This window comes from Pectinatus haikarae, assembly GCF_050916305.1.
Classification (GTDB): domain Bacteria; phylum Bacillota; class Negativicutes; order Selenomonadales; family Selenomonadaceae; genus Pectinatus; species Pectinatus haikarae.
This window is the reverse complement of sequence record NZ_CP116940.1, coordinates 2,443,531-2,455,581: the sequence shown is the minus strand read 5'-3', so window position 1 is coordinate 2,455,581 and position 12,051 is coordinate 2,443,531. Positions and strand designations below refer to the sequence as shown.

Sequence of the window (12,051 nt, the reverse complement as noted above, 5' to 3'; positions counted from 1 at the left end):
TTGGCTACATAGTCAGTAAAAAAGATGGATATTCATATGTTGTTAGGACAGTACTTTTATGATAACGGCGAATATGAAAAATGCATTGCATCGCTAAGTAAAAGTAAATATAAATATGAAGAAAAAGTTTTATTATTAATGGCTGTCTCTTACAAAAACCTGTTTGATTATGATAAAGCCATATATATTATTGAACATATTTTGAAAAAAAATCCGGAATATGTGCCAGGATATATACAGTTGGCATATATATATAAAGATAAAAAACTGTATATCGATGAAATAAAGCTGTTGGTAAAAGCGGATCAGTTTGTTAGGCAACAAAAACAGACTGGTCAAATTCACGACGCGGTATATCTGGCAGAAATTTACAGTATGCTGGCTTCTGCTTATGTGAAAATTGGCAAAAGCAAAAAGGCTTGTCGGTATTTCTTATTCTCGTCACGAGAAGAGGAGGACTATACAAAAAAAATAGAGGAATACAGTAATGCGTTATTTGTGTTGAATTATATTGATGATATCAATGACAAGGCAGTATATAAATTACATATAAATTATCAAAAATTTTTTAATTATAATATGCAATATCATGATTTTGATATTAATAAATCTGAAAAAAAGATAAAAATCGGTTATATATCTCCTGATTTCCGTAGACATCCTGTACTGTCATGGACCTCCAGTCTGTTGCTAAATTATACAAAAAATCAATTTGAAGTTTATTGTTATTCCGCAGGTGCTGAAGATGATATAACAGAAAAACTGCGAAAACGGATCGATCCGAATTGGCGTAATATCAAGGGGCTTTCAGCAGATAAGGCGGCTGAATTAATATATGATGATAAGATAAATATTCTTTTCGATTTTTCCGGGCATACTGCCAATAATTGTCTGCCAATTTTAGCATACAGACCTGCGCCGGTGCAAATCAGCGGAATAGGTTATTTTAATACTACAGGATTAGATACTGTTGATTATTTTTTATCCGATTGTTATTGTGTTTCTGATAATGCAGCTTCCTATTTTTGCGAAAAAATAATACGTATGCCACATTCCCATATATGTTATACGCCGTTAGGGCAAATGCCTGAGACGGCAGATGCGCCTTGCCTGAAAAATGGCTTTGTCACTTTTGGCTGCTTCAATAATTTTAATAAAGTAAACGATTTTATATTATCTTTGTGGGCGAAAATTTTGTATGAAATTCCTGCAGCCAGGCTAATTTTGAAGAGCAGTATATTTGACAATGATCAGGGAAGACAATATGCTGGTAAGCTTATGGAAAAATATGAGATAGATGCTGAAAGAGTGGTGTTACGTTCTTTTACAAAAGAATATTTGGAGGAATACAATGATATTGATATTGCTCTGGATACATATCCATATACTGGCGGTGTTACTTCTTGTGAGACACTGTATATGGGAGTTCCTCTGATTAGCTTGTGCGGTAGGCGGCATGGTGCAAGATTTGGCTGCAGCATATTGAAAAATATGGGGGCGGATGAATTGATTGCTTATTCGGCACAGGAATATATAAATAAAGCTGTATATTTGGCAAATAATATAAAACTAATAGATGTCTATCATAAAACATTGAGAAATAAAATGAATAAAAGCTTTTTAATGGATTATACTTCGTATGTAAAAGATATTGAAAATATTTATAAATACGTTTGGAATAAATATTTAATAATCGGCTGAAACTGGTGAATCAGTCTGCCTATCAAGTTCCCTCAAAATAATTTGGGTAGCTCTTCTCATTTCACGAACATCATTATTATTAATTTTATCTAACCTCTTATAGTTCATTATATTAACCTATATATTACTTTTTGATTTATGTTCACAGTTAATCAAAAGTTTGTAGACAAATTAACAAAAACGGACAGTGATGAATATAATACTCTGCAGTGGATAGTGAAAGCGTGTAAATGAAAAAGAAAACTTATTCAAATAAGGATAAAAATATTGTTTTGATTTATTATAATTCAACCGATATTGATTTTTTCGGGTGTATTGTCAAAGAGATAGAAAAATATTTAACAAATGCAAATTGTGTTCCAATTAAAATTGACTTTGGAATGACGGATTGGCAAAAGGATTTACAAAATGCTATATCAGAGAGAGTTTATTTTTCTATAGGTTTTAATAGTGCTGGAATTGGTCTTTGCGAGAATGGAACACTGTTGTGTCAGTTGTTTAATTATCCGCATATTTCTCTAATGACGGAAGTGCCTTATCATTTTTTATCAAAATATTTAACAGAGCCGGGAATCGATAACCGTAATAATATTATTTTGCATTTGGAAAGAATAGATAATTTTTATATTAAGCAGCTGCAGTCGGAAAAGGAACAGTTTAAAACTCATCCTTTTTTCTTTGGCGGGGTCAAGAGCGAAAAAAGTAGTCAGGATAAAGATATTGATATTATTTTTTCAGGAAGTTTTGCGGGTAGTCCAGTTCGTGAATGGAATAGACAAATGATACCTGTTTTTGTTAAATCGATTTAATGATACGGCCGATTATATGGAGACATATGCATCGGCAGTGTCGGAAGCCGTTTATGTTATTATTAAAAGCAGGCATTTGCTGGGAACCTTTTCTATGGATCAATTATATCCATATTTTGCAGATCTATTCAGTTATATAAAAGCTTATAGACGTTTAAAATGTATGAAATATATAATAGACAAGGGACTTTTTGCGCATATATGCGGAAATTGGCCTGATATATACCATACATCAGGAACGGTTCATCATGGAGTTCTTCCTTATTCCGAGATAATAAATTTGTATGAAAGAAGCAAGCTGATCATCCAGGATAATGCCGGTATAAACGGGGGGATTCATGAACGTATTTTTAGTGCAATCTTGAATGGAGCAGTGGTGATCAGTGAAAATGGATCTTATCTGAATAAGGTATTCGTTAATGGTCAGGATATAATATTATTTGATTGGGAGAATATGGATAGAATAGAATCAGCTGTCCATTTATTGCTGCAGAAACAAGATTTAAGAGACAAAATAGCAATGCGGGCATATAAAAAGGCAGATGAAGCATATACATGGGCGGCGAGAATGGATAATATAACTGAAATTGTGGAAAATTGGTATAAGGTAAATGCATAAGAAAATTTTTATAAAGTGTCATTACCGCGGCCAGTACATTATAATAAGGACTCCTGTCAATGCAACAACCGAGCCTATGATATCAAATCGATCGGGTGCTGTACCGTCTATAAGCCAGCCCCAGAGTATAGATAAAATAATAAATATTCCTCCGTATGCAGCGTAGACTCTGCCAAAGCTGGCGGTCTGCATGGTGGGAATTATACCGTACAGGATAAGCGCAAGGCCTCCCAGAAGCATGTAAAGGGGGCCTTTGTTATTTTTAAAGTATTCCCAGATAAGATAACCACCGCCTATTTCGAAAATACCGGCAATGATAAAATAGATGATCGATTTTAAAATTTCCATGTTTACTCTTTCTATATGAATATATAAGTGCTATTATTATGATATTTGGTGTTTGCAGGATGATCCCGCAAATACAGATTGAAAGAAAAAAGACCTTACACCATAAAGGCGTAAGGCTGAGTAAGATATTAATTAGTTCGAAATCATTATAATGCTGTTATATATAATTTGCAATAGTTATATGTGAAATTATTTTTTTATTATACATACAAGGGATGATATTGATGCTGTTTATTTATTTGATTGAACATACAATGCTGCCTATATTCAGTTTGATTTTGATTGGGTTCCTGCTCGACAGAAAGTTTCGATTGGATATAAATACATTAGCTAAATTAATGTTTTATGTAATCGTACCCAGTTTTATTTTTGAAAATATTTACGAAACGCAATTTCCGGAGGCAAGTTATAATATTTTGGCAGCAGCTTTTGCTCTTATGGCATTGATGTTTATAATAGCCACTGTTATCAGTAAGCTCAAGGGTTATGACGGTTGTATGCTGGAGTCGCTGCGAAATGCCACGATGTTCAATAATTCCGGAAATCTTGGGGTCGCACTTGTAGCACTTGTTTTTTCGCATCCGCCTTTTCTGGTGGACGGCAAGACACCATATCTTGGCGAGGCTATGGTGGTGCAGATATTGCTGCTTATAGTGCAGAATGTGACGCTTAATACTATCGGACTCTATCAGGCAGGCAGAGGAAGAATGTCCGCCAGAAACGCGATCAGCGTCATTTTACATATGCCTATTGTTTATGTATTTCCCCTTGTCATTTTGACGAAATATTTTGAGCTGGATGCAACTCAGTTTTTTTTATGGCCGATTATTACCCATTCCAGTGAAATGCTGCTGCCAGTTGCCATGATAAGTATGGGCGTTCAGCTCTCACGCACTAAAATACAGTGGCTTAATTATGATGTGTGGCTCGCCAGTTTTTTAAAGCTTATTGTTGCGCCCGTTTTGGGGTTAGGGATAGTTTATATGAGCAATGTTTTTGCTCCCGGTGGGTTCACACCCGTCGCGGCCCTGGTGTTTTTGATTTATTGTGCGGTGCCGTCGCCTGTAAATTCGGCCATATTTGCCATTGAATTTAATAATTGTCCGGAGTATGCTACGCAGGTAGTGATGAATACGACGGTTTTAAGCGGTATATCAATACCAATGTTTATATTTTTAGGGCATGTATTGTTTTCTGTTTAAATTCAGCTTTTTGATTAAAGCCTGCAAAAAGGATGACGGATTTGTATAAACGCAGTGTTTTTTTTATATTGGCAGCAATAATTATTGCTGTTTTTTTTCAGCGATTTTATCTGGATGTTCCTGTCGGTAAAAATATTACTATTACACAGAAATACACTAAACGGGTCATTTTTATACCGCTGGACAGTCGTCCGCCATGCGCCAAGTTTGTCATTGATGCCGGCAGGATAGCGGATATAGAAGTTATCACGCCTCCTCAATCTATGATGGATTATTATACGGAACCGGGAAATACTGCGGCTCTTCGTAGATGGCTGGCAGAGAATGCTGTCTCAGCCGATGGTATTATAGTATCGATAGATCAATTGTTATATGGAGGGCTGCTTGCCTCTCGTCAATCCTTTGGCAAGGAGGCGCAGGAAGGTGCTTTATGGCAGATGCTCAAGGATATACGTGAAAGCAATCCGCAGCTGCCGATATATGCTTTTAATATACTGCCGCGTATAACACCTCCGGCAAATATAGATTCAGTTCAGGATATAAAGAATCTCATGGAATATTCAAGGCTGACTGATAAGCTCAGTCAGTTTTATGATGAAGACGATCTGGTGAAGATCGAAAAACTGCGCGGTAAAATCCCTGAGGGACATTTGGCGCAGTATATGGACCTGTATATTCGGAATTTGCAGCTCAACAAAAAGTTGATTGATCTGGCTGCTCAAAAAGTTTTGACTAAAGTGGTAATAGGACAGGACGACGGAGAAAAATATGGCATTCCGAATATGGAGCGAAGAAGTCTGCAGCAATATACGGCTACAGAACAGCTTGATAATGGTACCGTGTTTATAACACATGGTGCCGATGAAGTGGGGATGTCGCTCTTGTTTAACATGGCACAGGAGTTCAATGACAATAAATATCATCCTCGTATATTCGTCGCATATAATGAAGAAAGTTCTGCGCAGGCCATTCTGCCTTACATGGCCGCTCCTGTGGAAGAAATTACAGAAGAGAAGATTGCTATGACGGGAGGTCGGATCGTGTCAACAGCCGATGAGGCGGATTTTATTTTATATCTGCATATCGGTGACGATGAGAATTTATCAGCACGGTATTGCGGGGCAAAAAGAATAAAAGAATGGCTTAAAGACGGGAAAAAAGTCGCTGTTGTGGATTTGAGCAGGCATTTTTCTGCGGATGAAGCCTTGTTCCCTGTACTGTTGGCAAATGATGTTCCGGTTAATAGCCTGCTGGCTTATTCAGGCTGGAATACAGTGAGCAACTCTGTCGGCACGGCAGTTTCACAGGCTGCGTTATATTGCCTGTCGGATAATAATAAAATAAATACAGATGATGTTTTACGCCTTACTTATAATAATCTAACGGTACTTTATGAGCATTTTGTTGAAGATTATTTTTATTTAAAGGGAACGATTGATGCTGTCAATATATCCTTGCGTAAGGCCGGGATCAATAATGTGAGTGATTTGAATTTGGAGAACAATTATCTTTGGGCCAATCGGATGCTGGCGCTCTCACTGCAAGGACAGCTGGATAAGTTGGCGTATAGTATGGCCTCACGCACTCCGCTCACGATAAAAACTTCCGATGGCATAAAAAAGATTTACCTGCGTAATATGAAAGTAGATGCTTTTTTTCCGTGGCCAAGAACATTTGAAATATATACAGATGTAAATTTTACTATGCTGCTTGGGCAGTGATGCATGACAAGGTAATATAAGTTTTATTTATTGAGTATTGTCAAAAAGAACAATACTCTCTATAATATAATTTATGACTCATTGATGGATGTTTTTGTTTGCTGTCCGGATGGTTTGCTTTTTAATATCATAAAAATATTCAATAGAATTGGTTGATCCGGATAAAATGCTGGTGAGTTGGGGAGGAAGCTCTATGAATACAGAAATATTATTAAAATCTGAACGTTGTAAAGGCTGTGGTATCTGTGTGTCTTTTTGTCCTAAAAAGGTTCTTGGACTTGATACACTGGGGCATTGCAGCGTTATCAATGAACAGGCTTGTATTGCCTGCGGACAATGTGAGCTGCGTTGTCCGGACTATGCGATTTTTGTGGACAAGAAGGTGGGCGCATGACGGATATGAAATTGATGCAGGGAAATGAAGCTTGTGCAGCTGGTGCAGTGGCCGCGGGTGTGCGCTTTTTTGGCGGTTATCCGATAACACCGTCTACAGAAATAGCGGAAACAATGGCAAAAATATTACCTTCTGTTGGCGGTTGTTTTGTTCAGATGGAAGATGAAATAGGCGGTATGGGTGTGGTACTGGGTGCGTCCCTTGCCGGCAAAAAAGTTTTGACGGCTACATCGGGACCGGGATTTTCTCTCAAGCAGGAGCTTATCGGCTATGCCGCATGTGCTGAAATACCTGTGGTGATAGTAAATGTTCAGAGAGTAGGACCTTCTACGGGGCAGCCCACTTCACCGGCGCAGGGAGACGTTATGCAGGCCCGCTGGGGCACACATGGTGATCATCCGATGATAGCTTTGTCGCCGTGGACTGTCAGAGAAACTTTTGATGCTGCGGTAATGGCGGTCAATTATGCGGAACGGTTTCGCACGCCTGTTATTTTGCTTATGGATGAAATCGTTGGCCATTTACGGGAGAATGTACAGCTGCCCGCTGCTGAGAACGTTGATATTTATCCGCGCCGTCGTCCTTCAAAGACACGTTTGCAAGGATATGAACCATATGCACCGGAGGCTGATCTGGTTCCTAATCCTGCCGATTTTGGCACTGGATATCGCATACATGTTACAGGTTTAGTTCATGATTACACGGGTTTCCCGTCGGGCAGTCCAGCTGTGACGGAAGAATTTATCGATCGGCTCCATAAAAAAATTCTGCTGGCACAAGATGAGATAACTCATTATGATGAATTTTTTATGGATGATGCGGAATATGCGGTGGTTTCGTACGGCGGTGTCGCAAGAACGGCATACGAAGCAGTCCGGCAGGCCCGTGCAAAGGGCATTAAGGCAGGAATGATACGTCTTATGACGATCTGGCCTTTCGCCGATAAGGTGATCCGCAGAAATGCCGAAAGTTTGAAGGGCATATTAGTTCCGGAGCTTAATTACGGTCAATTGAAATATGAGGTGGAACGAGCCGCCGGCGGAAAATGTCCTGTAAAATTGCTCGCCAAATATAACACGGAAATATTTGTGCCGGGTGAAATACTCGAAGGCATAGAAGCTTTGAAAGGGGGCAGGCTTTAATGAAGGAACGTACTTATGAAAAATATTTTCGACAGAATCGACTGCCCCATATCTGGTGTCCCGGCTGCGGAAACGGTATAGCAATGAAAGCTATTGTTCAGGCTGTGGAGATGCGTGGTCTGCCACGTGACAAGACGATTATAGTGTCCGGTATAGGCTGTTCGTCAAGGGCTTCAGGCTATATGGACTTTGATACGCTTCATACGGCACATGGACGTGCTATTCCTTTTGCCACAGGAATAAAGCTGGCCAATCCGGAATTGAACGTCATTGTCATAACAGGAGATGGTGACTGCACGGCTATAGGAGGAAATCATTTTATCCATGGGGCGCGCCGCAATATAGATTTGACAGTGGTGCTTTTTAATAATACTATTTATGGAATGACAGGCGGACAGGCTTCACCGATGACACCGCTGCATAAAAAAGCGACCACTGCGCCTTACGGAAGTGTTGACCGTCCTTTTGATGCATGCAATCTTGCCCAGGCTGCCGGTGCTTCTTATGTTGCCCGCAGTACAGCATTTCATGTTCAGCATATGACTGATATGATAGCGGAAGGAATAAGCTGCCGGGGCTTCGCTTTTATAGAAACAGTGGTTCAGTGTCCTACGGCTTACGGACGAAAAAATAAGATGCCTGATCCCGCAGAAATGATGAAATGGATGCGCGATAACGCGGTTATGAAGACAACGTGGGATAGAATGCCTGAGGAAAAGAAAGCGGATAAATTTCCTATCGGCGTATTCCACAAGCATCAGGCCGTGGAGTATACGGAAGCTTACAGTAAAGTTATTACGCTGGCACAGGAGGGCGGAAAATAATGAAACAGTTACGTTTGTCCGGTTCGGGGGGGCAGGGAGTTATTACAGCTGCTATTATTTTTGCTGAAGCTGCTATGAGTGAAGGCCGGCAGGTGGTGCAGTCACAGTCTTACGGACCGGAAGCCCGCGGCGGTGCATCAAAGGCGGAAGTGATTATAGATGATGCACCTATATATCATCCCAAAATTATCAAGCCGGATATCGTTTTGTCTCTGACGCAGAAGGCGGCTGACAAATACTATAAGGATCTGGACAATGCGGCGGGGCTTTTAGTCGTGGATGAAGATTTGGTTCCGAATGTTCCTGTGTTTGCCAATGTAATAAAAGTGCCTGTTACACGTATTGCTTCCGAGCAGGTAGGAAAAATGCTTTTTACTAATATTGTTGCTTTAGGTGTGCTTGTAAAACTTTCAAAGCTCATATCTTTTGAAAGCGCAGAAATGTCCGTTAAAGGACGCGTCCCGATTCATACAGTCGAACAAAATATAAAAGCTTTGAAGCTGGGATATGACGCTGTTTGAGTCAGTGCTTTGTTTAATATGATGAAAAAAAGGGCGCCGGCCGGATCGGTGTCCTTTTTCCTGCGCAGAAACCGGGCAATACTTGTTACATCTGTGATTTTTATATATAATAGTAAATGGCAATAGTTATTAAATATCGGCTGCAAGCTTAGGAGCATCAAAAATTATGCAGATTTTTAAAAATGATTGGAATGAATATCTGTCCGCGGAGTTTCAAGAGGATTATTATTTAAAACTAAGAGATTTTTTGAAGGAAGAATATAGAACGAAAGTCGTATATCCCAGTATGTACGATATTTTTAATGCACTGCATTATACGAGCTATCACGAATGTAAGGTGGTAATTCTTGGACAGGATCCCTATCACGGACCGCAGCAGGCTCACGGATTAAGCTTTTCTGTGAATCCGGGGGTTAAGGCACCACCGTCGCTTGTAAATATTTTCAAGGAACTGAATGAAGATTTGGGATGCACCATTCCCAATAATGGCTGTCTGAAATCATGGGCAGAGCAGGGCGTGCTCCTTTTGAATACAGTATTGACTGTGCGTGAGCATCAGGCAAATTCACATAAGGGAATAGGATGGGAAACTTTTACTGATAAAGTTATTTCACTGCTTAATGAAAGAGAAAAACCTATTGCCTTTATTTTGTGGGGAGGTCCTGCCCGCCGCAAAAAGATAATGATAACTAGTTCAAAACATTTTATTGTGGAATCAGCTCACCCCAGTCCTTTGTCTGCTTTTAATGGTTTTTTTGGCAGCAGACCTTTTTCTAAGGTCAATGACTTTCTGCAGAGTACAGGGCAGACACCAATTGATTGGCAGATTCCGGATTTATAGAGCACATCAGGCAGTAAGTATGACATAAAGGAGAATTTTTTTGCGATTACGTAGGAGACCGTGGATAGCAGATGCCATTTTTGATTTTAAAGATTTTGTATTTATGAAGGATACATTTGATCCGGCAGAGCTGAAGGGCAATTGGTGTAAAATATTCAGCAGGACGGCACCTCTTTTTGTCGAACTTGGCACAGGAAAGGGCGGATTTATCAGTCAGGCTGCCGCGATGCATCCGGAGATCAATTTTCTTGGCATTGAGCTTCAACAGGATATAATCTATTATGCTGCTAAGAAAACGTCGGAAGCAGAGCTGAAAAATGTTCGTCTGGCTGTTTTTGATATCAATAGTATAGAATCTTTATTTAATGTTGATGAGGTAAAACGATTTTACATAAACTTTTGCGATCCGTGGCCAAAAAAGCGTCATGCAAAAAGGAGACTGACGCATGTTTCATTTTTGGAGAAATACCGTCGCCTTCTTGATGCTTCCGGCGAACTATTTTTTAAGACAGATAACAGACCGTTGTTTGATTTTTCACTGGGACAATTTAACGAGGCAGGATGCAATGTGCAGGCACTTACCTATAACCTGCATGAGGAAGGCTGTCTGCGTGAGGATTTCGTGACAGAATATGAAGAAAAATTCAGCGGTTTTGGTGAGAATATAAATCGATGTGAGGTTATTTTTCCGTGAATATGGCAACAGGCAGAGATTCCGCGGTGAAGAAGAAATTTTGGCTCAATGATATGGAAGCAGTATTTATGATCATGGTGGTGCTGATAATAATAGGAACGATAAATGTTTTCAGTGCAAGTTTTATAACCGCGGAAATGAATTTTGACAATCCGTATTTTTTTCTTGTCAGACATTTGATAAGTATAGCAGTCGGCATGGCGGCTTTTCTGCTGGCGGTAAATTTTGATTATCATAAGCTGCGGACATTTGTTCCTTTTCTGATGTTTTTCACTTTAGCGGCACTTATGCTCGTATTATTGACAGGAACTAGTGTTAACGGAGCAAAAAGATGGATAAGTTTAGGATTTATGCAATTTCAGCCCTCAGAGATAGCCAAAATAGTATGTATTATAATAACCGCATCGTTTTTGGGTGCAAAGATAGATAAGGGCCGGCAAATTTCTTTATTCAACCGCACTTTTGGCATAACACTTTTAATGGCGGCATTGGTTGAACTGGAACCGGATATGGGGACGGCCGTTTTAATTGGCGGAATACCAGTTTTGCTGCATTTCATAGCAGGTATGAAAACAAGATTGATAGGTTACGCTGCGGTTGCGTTGATGGTTCTTTTTGCCGTACTCGTCACTTTTCAGTCATATCGTCTGGATCGTATAAAAAGCTGGTATGACCCTTGGTCGCAGGCTCAGGGATTCGGTTATCAGACAGTACAGTCATTGTCTGCCATAGGTTCTGGCGGTATATGGGGGATGGGGCTGGGCAAGGGTGTCAGTAAGTATTCTTATTTGCCGGAAGCGCATACAGATTTTGCTTTCGCCGTTTTCAGCCAAGAAAATGGGTTGCTTGCTGTTTTGTTTGTTTTTTTTCTGTATGCAGTCTTGGCAGTATATTGCGGAAAGATAGCCAAACGGGCTGATGAAGGATTCGGCAAGTTGCTGGCATGCGGCATTATGCTGCTTATTGTCGGTCAGGCAGCGGCTAATCTTTATATGGTTATAGGATTGTTGCCTGTTGTTGGCGTCCCGCTTCCTTTTATAAGCTATGGAGGTACATCGCTTATTTTGAATATGGCCAGCATTGGAGTCTTGATAAATATTGGCAGATATGCAAAAGTGTTTTCGGGAAAGAGAAAAAGTGATGATATTGTGAATAGGGCTGCGATTATAACATCCAGGCGCAGATTATTGCATAGATTAAAATGATTATAAAAATCTGCTGCACAAAAAACAGGG

13 protein-coding genes are annotated in these 12,051 nt (G+C 39.7%); 12 read left to right on the top strand and 1 reads right to left on the bottom strand.

The window, feature by feature from the left end:
• The first annotated feature begins 36 nt into the window (after positions 1-36).
• The 3 genes from NXG61_RS11880 to NXG61_RS11870 all read left to right on the top strand — a co-directional run bounded on the left by NXG61_RS11880 (position 37) and on the right by NXG61_RS11870 (position 3,129).
• A complete protein-coding gene (locus NXG61_RS11880) occupies positions 37-1,701 on the top strand; it encodes a hypothetical protein (protein WP_432748939.1) in 1,665 nt (554 codons plus the stop codon).
• 230 nt (positions 1,702-1,931) lie between these two features.
• Positions 1,932-2,510, top strand: a complete 579-nt coding sequence (locus NXG61_RS11875) for a hypothetical protein (RefSeq protein WP_307225298.1) — start codon at positions 1,932-1,934, stop codon at positions 2,508-2,510.
• Positions 2,494-3,129 (top strand): glycosyltransferase, encoded by a 636-nt coding sequence (locus tag NXG61_RS11870; RefSeq protein ID WP_307225297.1) that lies wholly within the window; start codon positions 2,494-2,496, stop codon positions 3,127-3,129. Before NXG61_RS11875 ends, NXG61_RS11870 begins: the two co-directional genes overlap by 17 nt.
• 21 nt (positions 3,130-3,150) lie before the next feature.
• On the opposite strand, the gene NXG61_RS11865 is transcribed toward NXG61_RS11870, so the two are convergent.
• Complete coding sequence (locus NXG61_RS11865) at positions 3,151-3,477, bottom strand: YnfA family protein (protein ID WP_307225296.1); 327 nt, start codon at positions 3,475-3,477, stop codon at positions 3,151-3,153.
• A 224-nt stretch (positions 3,478-3,701) separates the two neighbouring features.
• On the opposite strand from NXG61_RS11865, the gene NXG61_RS11860 reads away from it, so the two are divergent.
• The 9 genes from NXG61_RS11860 to NXG61_RS11820 all read left to right on the top strand — a co-directional run bounded on the left by NXG61_RS11860 (position 3,702) and on the right by NXG61_RS11820 (position 12,021).
• On the top strand, positions 3,702-4,679 hold the full coding sequence (locus tag NXG61_RS11860) for an AEC family transporter (RefSeq protein WP_432748938.1): 978 nt from the start codon (positions 3,702-3,704) through the stop codon (positions 4,677-4,679).
• 41 nt (positions 4,680-4,720) lie between these two features.
• The gene (locus tag NXG61_RS11855) at positions 4,721-6,400 is read left to right on the top strand and encodes a DUF4127 family protein (RefSeq protein ID WP_307225294.1); all 1,680 of its coding nucleotides are present in this window, start codon (positions 4,721-4,723) and stop codon (positions 6,398-6,400) included.
• A 193-nt stretch (positions 6,401-6,593) separates the two neighbouring features.
• Positions 6,594-6,794, top strand: a complete 201-nt coding sequence (locus tag NXG61_RS11850) for a 4Fe-4S binding protein (protein ID WP_196604796.1) — start codon at positions 6,594-6,596, stop codon at positions 6,792-6,794.
• A complete protein-coding gene (locus tag NXG61_RS11845; RefSeq protein ID WP_307225293.1) occupies positions 6,791-7,936 on the top strand; it encodes a 2-oxoacid:acceptor oxidoreductase subunit alpha in 1,146 nt (381 codons plus the stop codon). The genes NXG61_RS11850 and NXG61_RS11845 overlap by 4 nt, the downstream gene beginning before the upstream one ends.
• The gene (locus tag NXG61_RS11840) at positions 7,936-8,760 is read left to right on the top strand and encodes a 2-oxoacid:ferredoxin oxidoreductase subunit beta (RefSeq protein WP_307225292.1); all 825 of its coding nucleotides are present in this window, start codon (positions 7,936-7,938) and stop codon (positions 8,758-8,760) included. The genes NXG61_RS11845 and NXG61_RS11840 overlap by 1 nt, the downstream gene beginning before the upstream one ends.
• The gene (locus NXG61_RS11835; RefSeq protein ID WP_307225308.1) at positions 8,757-9,281 is read left to right on the top strand and encodes a 2-oxoacid:acceptor oxidoreductase family protein; all 525 of its coding nucleotides are present in this window, start codon (positions 8,757-8,759) and stop codon (positions 9,279-9,281) included. Before NXG61_RS11840 ends, NXG61_RS11835 begins: the two co-directional genes overlap by 4 nt.
• A 166-nt stretch (positions 9,282-9,447) precedes the next feature.
• Entirely contained in the window at positions 9,448-10,122 is a 675-nt protein-coding gene (locus NXG61_RS11830) for a uracil-DNA glycosylase (RefSeq protein WP_307225291.1), read from the top strand.
• Between the two features lie 40 nt (positions 10,123-10,162).
• The gene (gene trmB, locus NXG61_RS11825) at positions 10,163-10,816 is read left to right on the top strand and encodes a tRNA (guanosine(46)-N7)-methyltransferase TrmB (protein ID WP_196604792.1); all 654 of its coding nucleotides are present in this window, start codon (positions 10,163-10,165) and stop codon (positions 10,814-10,816) included.
• Positions 10,817-10,818: 2 nt separating this feature from the next.
• On the top strand, positions 10,819-12,021 hold the full coding sequence (locus NXG61_RS11820; RefSeq protein ID WP_307225307.1) for an FtsW/RodA/SpoVE family cell cycle protein: 1,203 nt from the start codon (positions 10,819-10,821) through the stop codon (positions 12,019-12,021).
• The last annotated feature ends 30 nt before the right edge of the window (positions 12,022-12,051 follow it).